This window comes from Mesorhizobium sp. ESP6-5 (assembly GCF_020164695.1).
GTDB lineage: Bacteria > Pseudomonadota > Alphaproteobacteria > Rhizobiales > Rhizobiaceae > Mesorhizobium > Mesorhizobium australicum.
Window position 1 is genome coordinate 343,492 of the sequence record NZ_JAIUGR010000006.1, and the last position, 17,671, is coordinate 361,162.

13 protein-coding genes are annotated in these 17,671 nt (G+C 62.6%); 2 read left to right on the forward strand and 11 right to left on the reverse strand.

All coding sequences use genetic code 11. The annotated features are described in order from the left end of the window. Positions 1-14: 14 nt before the first annotated feature. The 8 genes from LB524_RS12780 to glmM all read right to left on the reverse strand — a co-directional run bounded on the left by LB524_RS12780 (position 15) and on the right by glmM (position 10,639). Positions 15-1,226 (reverse strand): cytochrome c, encoded by a 1,212-nt coding sequence (locus tag LB524_RS12780; protein ID WP_224526734.1) that lies wholly within the window; start codon positions 1,224-1,226, stop codon positions 15-17. Next, positions 1,223-2,989, reverse strand: coding sequence for a GMC family oxidoreductase (locus LB524_RS12785; RefSeq protein WP_140791716.1), 1,767 nt, complete (start codon positions 2,987-2,989; stop codon positions 1,223-1,225). Before LB524_RS12785 ends, LB524_RS12780 begins: the two co-directional genes overlap by 4 nt. Positions 2,990-2,991: 2 nt before the next feature. Next, positions 2,992-3,600 (reverse strand): gluconate 2-dehydrogenase subunit 3 family protein, encoded by a 609-nt coding sequence (locus LB524_RS12790; RefSeq protein ID WP_224526737.1) that lies wholly within the window; start codon positions 3,598-3,600, stop codon positions 2,992-2,994. 512 nt (positions 3,601-4,112) lie between these two features. Beyond that, complete coding sequence (serA, locus tag LB524_RS12795) at positions 4,113-5,714, reverse strand: phosphoglycerate dehydrogenase (protein WP_140616645.1); 1,602 nt, start codon at positions 5,712-5,714, stop codon at positions 4,113-4,115. A 65-nt stretch (positions 5,715-5,779) separates the two neighbouring features. Next, positions 5,780-6,955, reverse strand: coding sequence for a phosphoserine transaminase (locus tag LB524_RS12800; RefSeq protein ID WP_224526740.1), 1,176 nt, complete (start codon positions 6,953-6,955; stop codon positions 5,780-5,782). 257 nt (positions 6,956-7,212) lie between these two features. Next, positions 7,213-7,989 carry an outer membrane protein gene (locus LB524_RS12805; RefSeq protein WP_015315280.1) on the reverse strand — a complete coding sequence of 259 codons (777 nt, stop codon included), beginning with the start codon at positions 7,987-7,989 and terminating at the stop codon, positions 7,213-7,215. 207 nt (positions 7,990-8,196) lie between these two features. Further along, on the reverse strand, positions 8,197-9,036 hold the full coding sequence (locus tag LB524_RS12810) for an outer membrane protein (RefSeq protein ID WP_224526742.1): 840 nt from the start codon (positions 9,034-9,036) through the stop codon (positions 8,197-8,199). 247 nt (positions 9,037-9,283) lie between these two features. Next, on the reverse strand, positions 9,284-10,639 hold the full coding sequence (gene glmM / locus LB524_RS12815; RefSeq protein WP_015315278.1) for a phosphoglucosamine mutase: 1,356 nt from the start codon (positions 10,637-10,639) through the stop codon (positions 9,284-9,286). Positions 10,640-11,006: 367 nt separating this feature from the next. Between glmM and LB524_RS12820 the strand changes: the two genes are divergently transcribed. Next, the gene (locus LB524_RS12820; protein WP_015315277.1) at positions 11,007-11,864 is read left to right on the forward strand and encodes a hypothetical protein; all 858 of its coding nucleotides are present in this window, start codon (positions 11,007-11,009) and stop codon (positions 11,862-11,864) included. Positions 11,865-12,154: 290 nt separating this feature from the next. Beyond that, a complete protein-coding gene (locus LB524_RS12825; protein ID WP_015315276.1) occupies positions 12,155-12,613 on the forward strand; it encodes a hypothetical protein in 459 nt (152 codons plus the stop codon). A gap of 277 nt (positions 12,614-12,890) precedes the next feature. On the opposite strand, the gene ftsH is transcribed toward LB524_RS12825, so the two are convergent. From ftsH to ybgF, 3 genes are all read right to left on the reverse strand, one after another. Further along, on the reverse strand, positions 12,891-14,819 hold the full coding sequence (gene ftsH / locus LB524_RS12830; protein ID WP_015315275.1) for an ATP-dependent zinc metalloprotease FtsH: 1,929 nt from the start codon (positions 14,817-14,819) through the stop codon (positions 12,891-12,893). A gap of 122 nt (positions 14,820-14,941) precedes the next feature. Beyond that, entirely contained in the window at positions 14,942-16,309 is a 1,368-nt protein-coding gene (gene tilS / locus LB524_RS12835) for a tRNA lysidine(34) synthetase TilS (protein WP_224526745.1), read from the reverse strand. 58 nt (positions 16,310-16,367) lie between these two features. Further along, positions 16,368-17,462: a tol-pal system protein YbgF gene (ybgF, locus tag LB524_RS12840; protein WP_224526747.1), complete on the reverse strand. Its 1,095-nt coding sequence runs from the start codon at positions 17,460-17,462 to the stop codon at positions 16,368-16,370. Positions 17,463-17,671 lie beyond the last annotated feature (209 nt).

Below are 17,671 nucleotides of genomic sequence, written 5' to 3' on the forward strand. Positions count from 1 at the left end.
GGTCGCGCCTAAAATTACTGCACCAATTCTTTGCGCACCGCCGCGATATCGTCCGACGAGACCGCCGGAGCGGAATTGCCCCAGCTGCCGCGCACATAGGTCAGCACGTCGGCGATTTCCTGGTCCTTCAGCCGCCATGCCAATGAGGGCATCGAAGGCGTCGTCGGCGCGCCGGCCGTGTGCACGGCCTGGCTTCCGGCGAGAACGATGCGGGCCAGGGTCTCGGGATTGCCCTGCGCGACGATCGAGTTGCCGACAAGCGCCGGGAAAAGCGCTCCGGCCCCGGCGCCATCGCCGCCATGGCAGGCCGAGCAATTGTCATGATAGATCGCCGCGCCCGCCACCATCCGCGCCTCGTCGGGCTTGGGCGCCTGCGCATTGCCGGTGTCCGGCCCCAGGCTCTTCAGATAGACGGCCACGGCCTTGAGGTCGGGATCCGTCATTTTGGAGGTCGAGTTCTCGATCGCCTCGGCCATCGGACCGGATGCGATCGAATGCGCGTTGACGCCGGTCTTGAGGTAGGCGACCACATCCTCTTGCGACCATTGTTCCAGGCCGGATTGAGCATTGTTGGTGATGTCGGGGGCGAACCAGCCTTGCAGCGAGGCGCCTTGCAGGAAGCCGCTGTCTTGGTCCGCTCCAAGGAACGATTTGGGCGTGTGGCAGGTGCCGCAGTGCCCGGCGCCCTGGACGATGTAGGCGCCGCGGTTCCATTCCGCCGATTTGGAGGGGTCGGCCTGGAAGCTTGCCTCGCTGAAGTTGAGAAGGTTCCAGCCCCACATCGCCAGCCGGATGTTCAGCGGGAACGGCAGCTGGTTGGCTTCGACCTTGTTCGAGACCGGGTCGACCGTGGTCATGTAGGCCCACAGGTCGGAAATGTCCTGCTCGTTCATCCTGGTATAGGCGGGGTAAGGCATGGCGGGATAAAGCCGCACGCCATTGTGGCCGACGCCGGTCTTCATCATGTTGCGGAAATCTGCCTCGGACCAATTGCCGATGCCCGTCTCGTGGTTGGGCGTGATGTTGGGCGGCACCAGTGTGCCGAAAGGCGTTTCGAGCGGCAGGCCGCCGGCCAGCGGCTTGCCGCCCGGCCTGGTATGACAGCCCGCGCAATCGCCGAGCACGGCCTGATACTGGCCACGGATGATCTGGTCGGCCTGGTCGGCGGCGAGCGCCGGGGTGATCGCCAGCATAGCGGCGCCGGCGGCGGCGGCGAGCGTCCTCATGCCTGCACCAAGGGCGCGCCGGGATTGCGCAAATAGTGATTGCGGATGCCGTCAGCGGCGCGGTAGGCGAGCGCGCCGACCGTTCCCGTCGGATTCTTGCCGGCATTCTGCGGAAAGGCCGAGGCGCCGATGACGAAGACGTTGGGCACATCCCAGCTTTGCAGGAAGCTGTTGACCGCACTCTTCCTAGGGTCCGTTCCCATGATGGCGCCGCCCGTATTATGGGTGCTTTGATAAGGGACGCTGTCCCAGCCCTTCTTGCGGCGGCCGACATTGTACTGCTTGCCCCCAAGCGTCTTCGCGATCTCCTCCATCCGGTCGCAGAGATAATTCGACATTCGGATATCATTGTCGGGAAAATCGAAGGTCATGCGCATGAGCGGCCGGCCGAAGCGATCCTTGTAGGTCGGATCGAGGTCGAGGTAGTTGGTGCGCGTCGCGTAGCTGCTGCCCTGCGAGGAGAAGCCGAGCGTGCTTTTGTAGCCCGCGACGGTCGCCTTCTTCCAGGCGCTACCCCACTTCGGCGTGCCGGGCAGCGTCGGCCTCGTCCCGATCGGACGTCCATTGGTAGGAATGCAGTTGATGCCCGCGCCGCCGACGAAATCGAGGCCGCCATGGTCGAAAGCGTCGCCATTATAGTCATCGATCGTCTGTCCGAGCGCGCCCGCGGCAATGAATGGGTTGAAGTTCTTGTCGTCGAAGAACACCTGCACGCCGGCATTGGTCTGGTAGCAATAATTGCGCCCGACGGTGCCCTCGCCGGTAGCGGGATCGTAGATCTTGCCGATGCCCGACAGCATCATCAGCCGGGCATTGTGCAGGCCGTAGGCGCACAGAAGCACGAGATCGGCCGGCTGGAAGAATTCCTGCCCCGACGTATCGACGTAAGTGACACCTCGCGCGGACTTGCCGCCGGCGGCGAGATCGACATGCAGCACCTCGCTGTCGGTGCGCACCTCGAAATTGGCCTTCTTCATCAGCACGGGAAGGATGGTGGTCTGGGCGCTGGATTTGGAATAGTTGGCGCAGCCGAACCGCTCGCAGAATCCGCAGTAGGTGCACTGCCCCATGGTGATGCCGAGCGGATTGACATAGGGCCGCGACATGTTGGCGGACGGTGTCGGGAAAGGGTGCAGTCCCATGGACCTGCCGGCATTGGCGAACAGGGTCGGCGCGTAGGTCATCTCCATTGGCGGATTTGGGTAGTCCCGGGACCTCGGATCCTCGAACGGGTTGCCACCTTCCTGTATCTGTCCCTTGATATTGCCGGCCTTGCCCGAGATTCCCGCCAGATATTCGAACTGGTCGTAATACGGCTCCATCTCGGCGCCGGTCACGCCCCAGTCCTCGACCTGGAGATCGGCGATCCGCGCCGCGCCATACTTCTTGGTCAGGTTGGTCTTGATCTGGAAGTCGGAGTCCCAGAACCGCCAGGTGTGGCCGTTCCAATGGACGCCTGCGCCGCCGACGCCGTTGCCGGGCAGGAACGAGCCGAAATCGCGCATCGGCAGCGCCGTCTGCGAAGGGTCGTTGCGCATCGTCATGGTTTCGACTGCTGGCTGCAGGAACAGGTCGCGCCGCACGCTGTAGCGCAACTCGTCCTGCGCATAGCCGATGTTGAAATCGGTCGCCGTGTCGCGCCAGGGACCACGCTCGATGGCCAGCACGTCCAGGCCTTGATCGGTCAGTTCATGCGCAAGGATGGACCCCGTCCAGCCGAGGCCGACGATCACAACGTCCTTGCGGGGCAGTATCGTCGTCATGGTCAGCTCCTTTTCACGAGCCATTCCGGGCTGCCCTCGATCGAGACGGGCGGCCGCGGATAGGGCTGATTATGCTTGCTGACGTGATCCCGGTAGTCATAGCGCGCGCCGGGGAAACCAAGCATGCGCCACGACACCATGTCCTTGTTGCCGCCATAGACCGGATCGGCAAAGAACCCTTCCATCGTGTTCTGCAGCAGAAGTCCGAAGAAGCCGGCAGCCTTGACTCCATTGGGCAAGTCGACCTTTCCAGCTTCCATCGCGGCCAGGAACGTATCCTGATCGGCCGGCTGGAGTTCGGCGAATGTCTTGCCATCGCGCTGCTTCAGGAAAGCGTCGATGGCGGCGAGGCCGGAGCGGTAGCGCTGGGCAGGGTTTGCCTCGCCCTGGTAGCCCTGCGTGGGCAATCCCGGCAGAAACGGTCCTTTTGTGTAGAGCCGGCTCGACGTTCCGAACGCGCCCGTCAACTGACGGTCTATATAGACGGCGCAGCCGGCCTCCTTGCCGCCCATCGACAGATCGTCGGCGGGGATGATGCGGTCGACGATAGCCTCGACCAGCGCGGCCTCCTGCGGCGTGAAGAACTGCCAGCCGCCGGACACCACCTGCATAGGAGGATCGGAAGACAGCGGCGCCCAGGGCAGCGAGCCGGACAAGGATCGGGCAAAACCTGCCGATGTTGCCGTCACTGTAAACATCGCAGCCGAAGACAGAAAAAGACGCCGGCTCAGTCGGACAGTATTGCGATGATCCATCGAAGGCACCCCGACAGCAACAGAAGCGCGCCGGATGTTGCGCGCAAAATCATGACCAACCCAGTTAAGTTTAGATCATATCCGTCAATTGACCGCAGCGTGCGAAAAGAAACCGGGATCGTCAAGCAGATCACAAAATCGTTAGATTGGGCCAGACCTATGCTTATCTACATCCGCTAATGTACTGACGGCTAAAAAGGACATCTTGCAGCAGCTTGACGCAAGGACGCCGTTAGCGCGACGCCTGCTGCGGCGCCCGAAACGACGCAAACCGTCGGGCGGCGCCAGCGGTCGTGGAAACGCCCCGCATGCATGCCGGCAAACGGGGCGTCTGATGTATGGCTTGTCACCTCAGAGGGTGTGGAGAGCTAGATCCCGCCCACATCGAACCGCAGCCGCTTTGCCGAATCGATCGACTTGTGGTCGCGCACCTGCTCCAGCACTTTCTCCGGGAACGGGGCGTCGAGATAGAGCAGTGCGATAGCGTCACCGCCCGGCCGGTTGCGGCCGAGCTGGAAGTTGGCGATGTTGACGTCGTTCTCGCCGCAGACAGTGCCGAGCAGGCCGATAATGCCGGGCGCATCGGCATTGGTCGTATACAGCATGTGTTGGCCGACCTCGGCGTCGAGATTGATGCCCTTGATCTGAATGAAGCGCGGCTTGCCGTCCGAAAAGCAGGTACCGGCGATCGAGCGCGTCATGTGCTCGGTCTTGACGGTCAGCTTGATGTAACCGTCGAAGACGCCAGATTTGTCGCGCTTGACTTCGGCGACGATGATGCCGCGCTCCTTCACCATGATCGGCGCCGACACCATGTTGACGTCGGCGACCTGCGGCCGGATCAGTCCGGCCAGGGCGGCACTGATCAGCGCCCGCGTGTTCATCGTCGCGGTCGAGCCGTCGAACAGGATCTCGACCTCGCTGATCGGATCCTCGGTGACCTGGCCGACAAAGGCGCCCAGCACTTCGGCGAGCTTGACGAAAGGCTTCAGCCGCGGCGCCTCTTCCGCCGTGATCGAGGGCATGTTGATGGCGTTGGAGACCGCGCCCTTGATCAGGTAGTCGGCCATCTGCTCGGCGACCTGCAGCGCGACATTCTCCTGCGCTTCCGCCGTCGAGGCGCCAAGGTGTGGTGTCGCCACCACGTTCTCCATGCCGAACAGCGCATTCTGCTCCGCCGGTTCGACCTCGAACACATCGATGCCGGCGCCTGCCACCTTGCCGCTCTTCAGCGCCGCGACCAGGTCGGCCTCGACCACCAGCCCGCCACGCGCGCAGTTGATGATACGCACGCCATTCTTCATCTTGGCGATCGCCGCCGCATCGATGATGTTGCGGGTCTTGTCGGTCAACGGCGTGTGCAGCGTGATGAAGTCGGCGCGGGCGAAGAGTTCGTCCAGTTCCACCTTGTCGACGCCGAGCTCCTCGGCGCGCTTGTCCGACAGGAACGGATCAAAGGCGACGACGTGCATCTTCAGCCCGACGCCGCGTGTGGCGACGATCGAACCGATATTGCCGCAGCCGATGACGCCCAGCGTCTTGCCGGTGATCTCGACGCCCATGAAGCGGTTCTTCTCCCATTTGCCGGCATGGGTCGAAGCGTTGGCTTCCGGGATCTGGCGGGCGAGCGCGAAGATCATCGCCACGGCGTGTTCGGCCGTCGTGATCGAATTGCCGAAGGGCGTGTTCATCACGATGATACCCTTGCGGCTTGCCGCCGGGATATCGACATTGTCGACGCCGATGCCGGCGCGACCGACGACCTTGAGATTGGTGGCCGCGTTGATCAGCTTCTCGGTGACCTTGGTCGCCGAACGGATGGCGAGGCCGTCATACTTGCCGATCACTTCGAGCAGCTTTTCCTTGTCCTTGCCGAGGTCGGGCAGATAGTCGACCTCGACGCCGCGATCCTTGAATATCTGCACGGCGGTGGGAGAGAGTTTGTCAGAGACGAGAACGCGGGGCGCCATGGCGGCCTCCTTGAAAATGAAATTGATCCGGGAACGGACGGCCCTCGGGGCCGCCACGGAAACTCTCAGGCGGCCGCTTTGAGCGACGCCTTCTGGCTGGCAAAGGCCCAGTCGAGCCAAGGCAGCAGCGCTTCGAGATCGAAGGTCTCTACGGTTGCGCCGCACCAGATGCGCAATCCCGGCGGGGCATCGCGATAAGAACCGATGTCGTAGGCGACGCCTTCCTTGTCGAGCGTCGAGACCAGGCCCTTGGCAAACGCCGCCTGTCCATCAGCGTCGAGCGCCGCGATATCGGGGTCGGTGAAGGACAGACAGACCGACGTGTTCGAGCGTGTCGCCGGGGCCACCGCAAGATGGCCGAGCCAGGATGATCTTTCCACGAACCGGTCGAGCACGGCGGCATTGGCATCCGCCCTGGCAATCAGCGCATCGAGGCCGCCGACCGACTTAGCCCAGTTCAACGCGTCGAGATAATCCTCGACGCAAAGCATCGACGGCGTGTTGATGGTTTCGCCCTTGAAAATGCCCTCGATCAGCTTGCCGCCCGAGGTCAGGCGGAAGATTTTCGGCAACGGCCATGAAGGCTTGTAGCTCTCCAGCCGCGCTACGGCACGCGGCGACAGGATCAGCATGCCATGCGCACCCTCACCGCCCAGCACCTTCTGCCAGGAGAAGGTCACGACATCGAGCTTCTCGAAGTCGAGCCTTTGCGCGAAGGCCGCTGAAGTAGCGTCGCAAATGGTCAGGCCCTTGCGATCGGCGGGAATGAAGTCACCGTCCGGCACGCGCACGCCCGAGGTCGTGCCGTTCCAAGTGAAGACCACGTCGCGATCGAAATCGATCTTGGTCAGATCAGGCAGCGCGCCATAACCGGCCTCGATCTTTCTGATATCGGCGAGTTTCAGCTGCTTGACCACGTCGGTGACCCAGCCGGAGCCGAAGCTTTCCCAGGCGACCATGTTGACGCCGCGTTCGCCGAGAAGAGACCACAGCGCCATCTCGACGGCACCTGTGTCGGAAGCCGGCACGATGCCGATCCGGTAGTCGGCCGGGACCTTGAGTATCTCGCGCGTCAACGCGATCGCCTGCTCGAGCTTGGTCTTGCCGATCTTGGCGCGGTGGGAACGGCCGAGCGCGGCAGCTTTCAGCGCCTCGACCGACCAGCCGGGACGTTTTGCGCAGGGACCAGAGGAAAAATTGGGATTTGCCGGACGGAGTCCGGGCTTCGTAAGCGTCGTCATCGTGGTCTATCCTTCCAGATAGTGGCCCCTCGTTGGGGAGGGGTGGCCCACGGACGGCGATATGCGTTCAGGCATCGGGCGTCAAGAGGAAAGTTTTTGTCGCTGCCGGGATACCGGATGCATGTCGCCAAAAGGTGCGCGGCGGTTTTGGGGCTACGACATGCGTCAAACAGGAAAGCGCCGCGATCAGGATCTCGTGACTTCAAATGCAAACGGCGGACCCGAGAGATCCGCCGTCAAGAGCTGGTGTGCCCAGTCTACCAGAGATCGTAGCGCAGCCCGAGCTTGATCTGGTGATTGCTGATCCCTTTCTCGACCGGAAAGGAAGTCAGGCTCGCGGCGGTCGCGTATTCGACGCTAGGCGCGGAAAAATACTGATAGCCGAGATCTACGGAAACATTCTTGGACACTTGATACGCAAGACCGGCATTCAACGTATAGGCGAGGGAATACTGCGTCTTGCTGTCATCAAGCGTGAAATCGTTGGCGGGGGTGGCCTCGTCGGCATAGCTGGCGGAGAGGCTGCGTTTGCTCAGGACGACGCCGACACCCGCACCGACATACGGTGTGATTCCAACATAGGTGCCAAGGTCAACATAGCCATTGAGTATGCCTGAGAACGCATAGTTCTTCAGGTTTCCCGATCCCACGATCGACGTTCCAGCCGGTGCGGTAGCAGTATCGTCATAGCCGAAGCTTGCCTTGTTACCCGGCAAATAGCCGAAGTTGAGATCGGCGCGGAGGTAATCGTTGAAATGATATCCGAAGCCGACGCTCGCAAAAATTGCATCTTCGCTCTCGCTAAAGTTTTCGTTGTTGATCGCCGACGGGAAGGTGAAATCCCCATTCTCGAAACTCTTCTGCGCCAGGTATGAAACATCGCCGCGCAGGTACCAGCCGGAGCCGACCTCGACCGGCACATAATCCGGCGCCTGGTCGACATAGATCGGCGGATCGTAGTCGGCGGCGATTGCAGGCGCCAGCGGCAACAGCAGTGCGGCAAGCGCCAGCGCCATACGCGATATTGGTATCATGGTCCCCGGCTCCCGAATTCGGCGCCGTCAAACAAGCAACGGCGGCCAACGTTTCATGAGCCATTGTTAACCATAGTGGTTAAGTGCCGGTTAAGGCTAACAGAGGGTTGCGAATTGATTTCGAACGGGCCCACCTCGGATCATCTCAAACGAAAACCGCCCGGCTGATGCCGGGCGGTCGACGAATACCTGGAAGCTTCGAAGCGATTACTTGGTGTAGATCGGCTCGGGCTCCGGCTGATAGGCGACCACCGGTGCGGCGCAACCGTTGTTGCCGCCGAACTGGTAGCGCAGGCCGCCGCGGACCTCGTGGGTATTGATGCCACGGTCGAAGCCAGGACCCGAGCTGGTCGAATCCCACTCGAACATGCGGCCGCCCTGGATGTGAGAGAAGCGATACCCGGCGTCGAGGATGACCTTGTCGGTCAAGCAGTAGGAAGCGCCAGCCATGAGCGCATAGGCGAAGCGCCAGTTGGACGCGCCGGGGTTGGTCTCAGTGACACCCGGGGTCGGGTCATAGACAGTATCCCACTTGACATGCGCGCCGCCGATGCCGGCGCCGACATAGGGGGTGATGCCGTGCCAGGTGCCGATATCGACATACGCGTTGGCGAGCAGCAGCAAGGCGCTCATCTTTGACACTTCGACCGAAGTCATGGTGGCATCCGAGGTTCCGCCGTTAAAATTCGACTTGAACCAATAGTCGGCGGTCAGATCGGTGCGAAAGTGTTCATTGATCTTGTAGCCGACGCCGCCACCGAGCGAGAAACCGCCCTTGAGCTTGCCGTAGTCGAAACTCTTGCTGCCCGGCGTCACCGTACAATTACAGGGATCGACGGTGTAGGTCATATAGTCGATGCCGCGCACATCAGACTTGTGATAGTCGAGGTCGCCACGGATATACCAGCCGCCGACATCGACCGGTTGCTCATAAACCGGCGGCGGCGCTTCTTCGACCTGCGGCTCGGGCAGGTCAGCTGCGAACACCGGCCAGGCCAAGCCCGCGAACAGCAGCGCGAACAGGGCCTTTCTTGCTGTATTGAACATGCTTGTTACCCCTAGAAACCTCGGAACGGCGATCGTGTCCGAATAAGATTGGCTTTCAGGCGTGGATAATGAATTGCAAAAGTTAAAAGGCGTTTAACCCTATCGATTAACCACGAATCTCCAGAATCCCAGAGATCTGGCAAGGATTTCGACAGAAAGAGCCGATCCTTTGCCAACAAAAAAGCCCGCCGGAGGGGCGGGCTTCGATGCAATAAAGGCGGCGTGACGCCTTCGGGGCTGGCGGGGATCAGGCGGCGCTGCTGCGGGTTTCCGAGATGACCCCGACGATGTCGTTGACGACGGCCTCGACCAGTTGCGGATCGTCGCCCTCGGCCATCACACGGATCAGCGGCTCGGTGCCGGATGGACGGATGACCAGCCGCCCAGCCTTGCCGAGACGATGGCGGGCGTCCTCGATCGCGGCCTTGACCGGGGCTTCCTCCAACGGTTTGCCGCCGGCGATGCGAACGTTCTTCAGCAATTGCGGCACCGGCTCGAACTTCTTCGACAGTTCGCTGACCGGGCGGCCTTGCCGCTTGATGCAGGCCAGCACCTGCAGTGCCGAGACCAGCCCGTCACCTGTGGTCGAGAAGTCGGACAGCACGATGTGGCCCGACTGCTCACCGCCGACATTGAGCCCATGCGCGCGCATATGCTCCACGACATAGCGGTCGCCGACCTTGGTGCGGTGCAACTGCAGCTTCATGTCGCCGAGAAAGCGCTCGAGGCCGAGATTGGACATTACCGTCGAAACGACGCCACCGCCAGCCAGCCGCCCGCTCTGGTGCCAGGACTCGGCAATCAGCGCCATGATCTGGTCGCCGTCGACGATGGCGCCGTTCTCGTCGACGATGACGACCCGGTCCGCATCGCCATCAAGCGCGATGCCGATGTCGGCGCGCACTTCGTGCACCTTTTTCTGCAGATCGGCGGGATGGGTCGAGCCGCATTCCTTGTTGATGTTGAAGCCATTGGGTTCGACATTGATGGCCACGACTTCGGCGCCCAGTTCCCACAGCGCCTCGGGCGCCACCTTGTAGGCCGCGCCATTGGCACAGTCGACGACGATCCGCAGACCCGAAAGCGACATCGAGCGCGGCAAGGTGCGCTTGGCGAATTCGATGTAACGGTCATGCACGCCGTCGACGCGCTTGGCGCGGCCAAGCCCGTCGGAATCGGCGAGCGCCAGTTCGATATCCTTGTCGAGCATGCTCTCGATGCGCTCTTCGATCTCGTCGGACAGCTTGTAGCCGTCTGGGCCGAACAGCTTGATGCCGTTGTCGTAGTAGGGATTGTGAGAGGCCGAGATCATGACGCCAATGTCGGCGCGCAGCGAGCGCACCAGCATGGCAACCGCCGGGGTCGGGATCGGGCCGAGCAGAAACACGTCCATGCCGGCGGCGCAAAGGCCGGCCACCATCGCGTTTTCGATCATATAGCCGGACAGCCTGGTGTCCTTGCCGAGCACGACACGATGGCGATGGCTGCCGCGCTGGAACGAAAGGCCGGCGGCCATGCCGACCCGCATGGCGATTTCCGCGGTCATCGGAAACTTGTTGGCGCGCCCGCGAATGCCGTCCGTGCCGAAGTAATTCCCTGCCATGCCAGTCAGTTTCCTTGGTTGTCCTTAGCCGGCACGTCATGCCACAATTGGCCGTCGTGCCTCGATCACATTGTGTGATTATATGTTACCAATCCTTAGAAAATCATTGTTGTGCGTTGCACACAACATGGCCGCAGCCTAGCACGGAGACGCTGTGGCGTCACATATACCAGTTTTGCCAGCCATTCGGCGCGGATACATCCCGAGAATTCTTTCCTCGGCGGCAGTCAGGCCGAATGATTTCATCACCTTGTCGTTAGAAAGCGATTTCGGCGATATATAAGCCGCCTGGCATCTGGCGCAACCGACCGTTGAGCGTTATTGATTCGCTGGGACGTATAATGGGCTGCAGCCACGGAGAAACGCTATGCTCATCCACCGAATTGCTACTCTGACCGGCCTTGCGGTCGCGACGTTGTTCCTGGCCGCGCCAGCCAACGCGCTGACGATGGCCGAGTGCAGCACGAAGTACAACGCCGCCAAGGACGCTGGGACACTTGCCGGGGCGACCTGGAACCAGTTCCGCAAGGCACAGTGCGGCACTGACGCCGCCGCCACCACCGACACCAAGGCGGCCACGACCAAGGCTGCTGAAACCAAGCCGGCCGAAGCCAAGCCGGCCAAGACCACCAAGGCCGCCGCAGCGGCCAGCGACAGCACGGCCAAGGGCCTGACCGCCAAGGAATGCAGCACCAAGTACCAGGCGGCCAAGGCCGCCGGCACATTGAACGGCATGAAGTGGAACGACTTCCGCAAGGCCGAATGCGCCGCTGGCGCATCCGCCGCCGCCGACACCGTCAAGCCGGCGACCACCAAGGCTGCGACCACGACGGCCGCAGCTTCTGGCAAGGGCTTGAGCATGGCCGAATGCAGCACCAAGTACCAGGCTGCCAAGACGGCGAACACGCTGAAGGGCATGAAGTGGAACGACTTCCGCAAGGCCGAATGCGGCGCCAGTGCCTCGGATGACGACAGCGTGCCCGCTCCAAGCGAGGCGAGCTACACCAAGGAACCCGCAAAGCCGACGACGGTTGCCCCCAAGGGCGTCACCTTCCCGTCCGCGATCTCGGCGAAATATGCCAGCGAGACCCCCGGAAAAGGCCGCATGCATACCTGCCTTGACCAGTACTATGTCCTCAAGGACGCCAACGCACTCGGCGGTCTGAAGTGGATCCAGAAGGGCGGCGGCTTCTACAGCCTCTGCAATGCCAAGCTGAAGGGCTGAGCCGCGCATAGCATCCCCCCCGGGATCGATGGGGCATGACGGTGAATTGAATTAGATGAAATCTGGCAAGGCCAGGCAAAGGCCCGCGATGCATCTGCTTCGCGGGCCTTTTGTTGCGCACGAAGACGCCAGGGTCTTGCTCGCGTCTGCATATCGCGGAAGCTGCCTGTATCATCGCTTACACTCTCGCCGCGAGGCTGATTGGTAACTCATGAAAATTCTGATTGAACATATCAGGAACAAACAGTATACAAAACACGTCTGAACTTGTCATCAACCAGGAGGATCTTATGCCCAGTTTAAAATTGGCGGTATTGGCTGTGACGGCATTGGTTGCTTGCGGCGTCGCCCCTGCAAGCGCATTGACGATGAAGGAATGTGGCGAGACCTATCGGACAGCCAAGGAGAGCGGCACTCTGAATGGCATGGACTGGGCCGCTTTCCGCAAGGAGAAATGCGCGACGTCGGCTGCGGAGAGTGTCAGCGCGGATAAGGTCGAAACCGCACCGCAGCCGAAAAAAGAAACCAGCGCGGCACTTGCCCCCACTGTAGCGCCAGCGGGCGTAACATTCCCGACCACCCTCGCCGCCGAGTTCGAGACCGAAAAGCCCGCGAAGGCACGGATGAAGACCTGCCTGCAGGGTTACCATGGCAACAAGGAGGCAGGTACGTTGAACGGCCTTCGCTGGATCCAGAAGGGCGGTGGTTATTACAGCCTGTGCAATGCGCGGCTGAAAGCTGAATCATAAAAAGCGATAACGGCGGAAAGCGGTTCACCGTTTTTCCCGCAGACGTGGCCGTTATCCTCAGGCTGTCCCGAGGATCTGCTGTCGGGCGACATCTGGACCTCGGGCTAGCCCGAGGTTGACGTTCCAAATGTACGTCCGGCCAGCCTCCTGATGCGATGTCGCCCAAAGGTGGTTTGGGGGCGACGACATACTTAGAAGCAAAGACTTAAAGCGCGTCGGGGATAGCGTCAAAGAACAGAGCGGTTCTGCGTTCCGTGAAACGGTGAACCGCTCTGGTCTAGCTTGACGGCTGTGGCTCCATGCCGCCTTCGGGCTCGGGACCCTTCTTGCGGCGGCCGCCGGACTTCGGCACGGCCGAGCCACGGCTCGGCGGCGTGTCGTCGCCGAGGTCGCGCGAGGGCTTGTTGCCCGCGATCAGCTGCTTGATCTCCTCGCCCGACAGCGTCTCGTATTCGAGCAGGCCCTGCGCCAGCGCGATCCATTCCTTCTTCTTCTTGGTCAGCACCGACTTCGCCGTCGAATAGGCCTCGTCGATCAGGCGGCGCACCTCGCCGTCGATGATCTGCGCGGTCTCTTCCGAAATGTTCTGCGTGCGCGCCACCGAATGGCCGAGGAACACTTCCTCCTGGTTGTCGCCATAGGCGACATGGCCGAGCTTGTCGGAGAAGCCCCAGCGCGTGACCATGGCGCGCGCCAGCTTGGTCGCCTGCTCGATGTCGGAGGAAGCACCGGACGTGATGTTCTCCTTGCCGAACTTGAACTCCTCGGCAACGCGGCCGCCCATCATGATGGCGAGGCGCGAGACCATGTATTTGTAGCTCATGGAATAGCGGTCGCCTTCCGGCAACTGCATGACCATGCCGAGCGCGCGGCCGCGCGGGATGATGGTCGCCTTGTGCAGCGGATCGGCCGACGGCACGTTGAGCGCCAGGATGGCGTGTCCGGCCTCGTGATAGGCGGTCAGTTCCTTCTCGGCCTGGGTCATGGCCGACGAGCGGCGCTCGGCGCCCATCATGATCTTGTCCTTGGCGTCCTCGAACTCGGCCATGGTGACGAGGCGCTTGTTGCGCCGCGCCGCCATCAGCGCGGATTCGTTGACCAGGTTCATCAGGTCGGCGCCGGAGAAGCCGGGCGTACCACGGGCGACGACCTTGAGGTCGACATTGGGCGCCAGCGGCACGTTGCGCACATGCACCTTGAGGATCTTCTCGCGGCCGACGATGTCTGGGTTCGGCACCACCACCTGGCGGTCGAAACGGCCTGGACGCAGCAACGCCGGATCGAGCACGTCGGGCCGGTTGGTGGCGGCGATCAGGATGATGCTTTCGTTGGACTCGAAGCCGTCCATCTCGACCAGCAGCTGGTTCAGAGTCTGCTCGCGCTCGTCATTGCCACCGCCGAGGCCGGCACCGCGATGGCGGCCGACGGCATCGATTTCGTCGATGAAGATGATGCAGGGCGCATTCTTCTTGGCCTGGTCGAACATGTCGCGGACACGGGACGCGCCGACGCCGACGAACATCTCGACGAAATCCGAACCCGAAATGGTAAAGAACGGCACGTTGGCTTCACCGGCGACCGAACGGGCAAGCAGCGTCTTGCCGGTGCCGGGAGGGCCGACCAGCAGCACGCCGCGCGGAATCTTGCCGCCGAGGCGCTGGAACTTCTGCGGATCGCGCAGGAATTCGACGATCTCTTCGAGGTCTTCCTTGGCCTCGTCGACGCCGGCGACATCCTGGAAGGTGACGCGGCCATGCGCCTCGGTAAGCAGCTTGGCCTTCGACTTGCCGAAGCCCATGGCGCGCCCGGAGCCGGACTGCATCTGGCGCATGAAGAATATCCACACGCCGAGGATCAGGATCATCGGCAGCCACGAGATCAGATAGCCGAACAGCGAATTGGAGCCGTCGGTCTCGGGCCGCGCATTGATCGTGACGTTCTTGTCCTGCAGCCGCGAGACCAGCTGGGGATCGCCGGGCGAATAGGTCTGGAAGCCGCTGGAATTGTCGGTGTAGTTGCCGGTGATGCGGGCGCCCGCGATGGTCACCGTCTTGACCCGGCCGGCCGCGACGTCCTGCAGGAACTGCGAATAAGGCACATCGCTCGAAGCCCCGCGCGTCTGCGGCGTCTGGAACAGATTGAAGAGGGCGATGAGCAGGACCGCTATGATCGCCCAGAGCGCGAGGTTGCGATAGTTCGGATTCATCAATTGTCCCGTTGGCGTCCGCGAGCGGACAGCATCATGAGAGGAAACTTGGGCCTAACATAGGGAGAGCGTACCCCCTTGCCAAGCAGAACAGCATGTCTGGGTTAAGCTTTCGCCCAGCATCAACCGGCACTAGGGCCACGCAATGGCAGGGCGGGAAGCGGCGCCGCGCCGATCAACCCGGCGACGGCGCGCGCCGGGGCCAGGTCGAAGGACGGCAGGAAGCGGGCAAAGGGAGCAACGACCGGCGAGGCCGCGAACCCTTGCGATGTCGGCCTATCAGGCTCCGGACCCACCTTCTCGACGGCTTGCAGCCATCCTGGTTCCGCCGCCAATGCCGCACGCAGCAGGCTTGGCGGGGTTTCGTCCCGGCCTACAGCCAGCCGCTTCGCCGCCATTGTCCCGAATGGCGCGATCAACAATGCGCCGCCGGCGTCGTTCAATGTGATTTGGCGGCGCCCATCCCAGATGGCGCCGTCGATCGTTGCCGCCGCCGCCGGCAAATCGCGCATCTCCCGACGCAGGAAGATGCCGGCGCGCCGGAAGTCGACCACTGTCCGCGACAATGTGGCGCAAAGAAATCCGGCTTTCAGCCGGGCGAACAACGCCTCGCCGCGGGCTTGGTCCGGCAGGAAGGCAATCCCGCCTGACGTCGCCAGGAGAACGCGCAGTGCGTATATCGCCGCCCGATCGGCGCCGGCGCCGAGCAGGGCCGGATCGAGCCGGATGAGGCCCGCCGCCGGCTGGCTGGCAAAGCGCTCGATCAGACGGGCGGCCTCACCGCCAAGCCGCGTCCGGTCGCCGGCCTGCCGCGCGGCCAACGCCAGCGCGTCGTTCATGCGCTGCGCGCCGGCCTCCCCGGCAAGGGCTGCGCGCATGCGCGGCCGCTCGAAGGCTTCATCGGCATTGGTCGGGTCCTCGGCCCAGCCGACCTGTTGGCGCCGCAGGAAATCGCGCAGCGCATGGCGCCGCACGCCAAGAAGCGGTCGCACGATCCAGTCGCGCCAGTCATGCAGGGTGGCGGGCGCCATGCCGGCGAGGCCCCGTCCCTCGTCGCGGGTCGCATCGTTGCGATCGCGCCGCATCAGCACCGTCTCGGCCTGGTCGTCCGCTGTATGTCCGGTCACGATCAGGCCGATGCCTTCCGCCCGGGCGGCGCTGGCCAGCAGCTGGTAGCGCGCCTCGCGCGCCGCCGCCGGCAGGCCGGTCGACGGCTTGGCGCCGGACCAGGCCAGCATGCGGTGGGCGATGTCGCGATCCGCGCAAAGCTTCGCCACGGTCCGCGCCTCATCAGCCGAACCTTGCCGCAAGCCGTGGTCGATCGTGACCGCGAGCAGCTTCGCGGACGGTGCGGTTTTGTCGAGATGCTGTTTGAGAAGGAGAAGGAGCGCAGTCGAGTCGCTGCCCCCGGATACGGCCGCTACGGCGCCGTTGGAAAAATCGATATGCGAAAAGAGTCCGGTCGAAAGATCAGGCCCGGTATCGAGCATCAATCCATGTCGCCAAAAAGCGGTCCCGGTTTTGGGACTACGAGACCCCCAGAAAAAATCAGCACGCAGCCAGGGCCTTCTCCTGCTTGACGCGTTCCTTGAGTGTGCTGGAAATATCGGGATAGCGCTTGCCGACCTCGCTGAAGGTGGCGCAGGCAACATCGTGCTGCTTGAGACCGACCAGCGACACGCCCAGCTTCAACAGCATGTCGGGCGCCTTCTTGGCTTTGGGATAATCCTTGCTGGCGGCGAGGAACACTTCCGCCGCATCGCGGTATTTCTGCTGGCCAAGCAGCGATTCCCCCAGCCAGTAATGCGCGTCCGCCGCCTTGGCGTCCTTGGGGAAGCGCGAGATATGATCGCGGAAACCCTGTTCGGCGGTGCCGTAGTCACCCGACAGGATGAACTGGTAGGAGTTGCGATAGAGCTCTTCGGGATTGTTGGTCGCGGGCAGCGCGGCGACCACCGTGCCGCCGGACTTGCCGGCCTTGGTCGGCGCGCTGGCGGCTGGTGCCGTGTCCTGTGCCGGCGCGGTTGCCTGCGTGCTGCCGCCGGCATCGATCACATTGCCGTTCTTGTCGACAGTGATGGACCCAAAGGTCTTTTCGGGCGCTCCCTTGCCGGGGATCACCTTGCCGGGGTCACCGTCGGGTGACTCGACGATGACGTCCTCGACCGTCTTGCCGCCTGTGGATTGATCGCCGCCCGGCGCGGCGCCGGCATCGGCCGGCGCCTGGGTTGCCGGGGCCGAGGCCACGTCGGTGTTGGTCCCGGTGGTGGCATCTGATTTCTTCTGCGCCGGCGGTTGTCCACCTTGCGAGCCGCCTTCAAGCTGCTGGAAGCGGAACTCGTTGTCTTCCTGCTGTTTGCGGATCTGCTCCTGCATCTGCAGGATCTGGAAATTGAGTTCCTCGACCTTGCCGGTCAGTTGCCGCATTTGGTCCTCGAGCCCGGTCACGCCGGCGCCGCTCGACTGGGCGAGCTGGACCTGATCTTGCTTTTTCTTCTCGCCGAAAAGGCTGGGCAACTCGAGTGTCGGCAGATGGAAGGAAAAGCCGGTCTCGGCTGATTGCCCTGTACCGCTCGCCGAAGCGGTTACGCCTGATAGGAGCAGCAGCGCCAGCGTGCCGCTCAGAACCGATCTCAAATGCATGTGTCTCTCGCCGTCCAATCGTTAGCTTGTTCGCGCCTTCCAATCGATGTGAGACCAGCCAAGCGCCCTCGGCTCATAGCAGGGCGCGAGACTTCGGCCAAATTTTGTTTCGGGTGTCAGGATATGAAAAAGGCGGCCCGAGGACCGCCTTTCGCAAAGATGTGTTGTATTTTTGCCATCTGTGCCGTGGGCGCCTTTCGGCGCGCGAC

Excerpts from the sequence above, each read along its gene's own strand:
- LB524_RS12780 (WP_224526734.1), bottom strand. The coding sequence starts at position 1,226 with ATGAGGACGCTCGCCGCCGCCGCCGGCGCCGCTATGCTGGCGATCACC.
- LB524_RS12825 (WP_015315276.1), top strand. The coding sequence starts at position 12,155 with ATGCCCAGTTTAAAATTGGCGGTATTGGCTGTGACGGCATTGGTTGCT.
- glmM (WP_015315278.1), bottom strand. The coding sequence starts at position 10,639 with ATGGCAGGGAATTACTTCGGCACGGACGGCATTCGCGGGCGCGCCAAC.
- serA (WP_140616645.1), bottom strand. The coding sequence starts at position 5,714 with ATGGCGCCCCGCGTTCTCGTCTCTGACAAACTCTCTCCCACCGCCGTG.
- ybgF (WP_224526747.1), bottom strand. The coding sequence starts at position 17,462 with ATGCATTTGAGATCGGTTCTGAGCGGCACGCTGGCGCTGCTGCTCCTA.
- LB524_RS12800 (WP_224526740.1), bottom strand. The coding sequence starts at position 6,955 with ATGACGACGCTTACGAAGCCCGGACTCCGTCCGGCAAATCCCAATTTT.
- LB524_RS12810 (WP_224526742.1), bottom strand. The coding sequence starts at position 9,036 with ATGTTCAATACAGCAAGAAAGGCCCTGTTCGCGCTGCTGTTCGCGGGC.
- LB524_RS12790 (WP_224526737.1), bottom strand. The coding sequence starts at position 3,600 with ATGCAGGTGGTGTCCGGCGGCTGGCAGTTCTTCACGCCGCAGGAGGCC.
- LB524_RS12820 (WP_015315277.1), top strand. The coding sequence starts at position 11,007 with ATGCTCATCCACCGAATTGCTACTCTGACCGGCCTTGCGGTCGCGACG.
- tilS (WP_224526745.1), bottom strand. The coding sequence starts at position 16,309 with ATGCTCGATACCGGGCCTGATCTTTCGACCGGACTCTTTTCGCATATC.
- LB524_RS12785 (WP_140791716.1), bottom strand. The coding sequence starts at position 2,989 with ATGACGACGATACTGCCCCGCAAGGACGTTGTGATCGTCGGCCTCGGC.
- ftsH (WP_015315275.1), bottom strand. The coding sequence starts at position 14,819 with ATGAATCCGAACTATCGCAACCTCGCGCTCTGGGCGATCATAGCGGTC.
- LB524_RS12805 (WP_015315280.1), bottom strand. The coding sequence starts at position 7,989 with ATGATACCAATATCGCGTATGGCGCTGGCGCTTGCCGCACTGCTGTTG.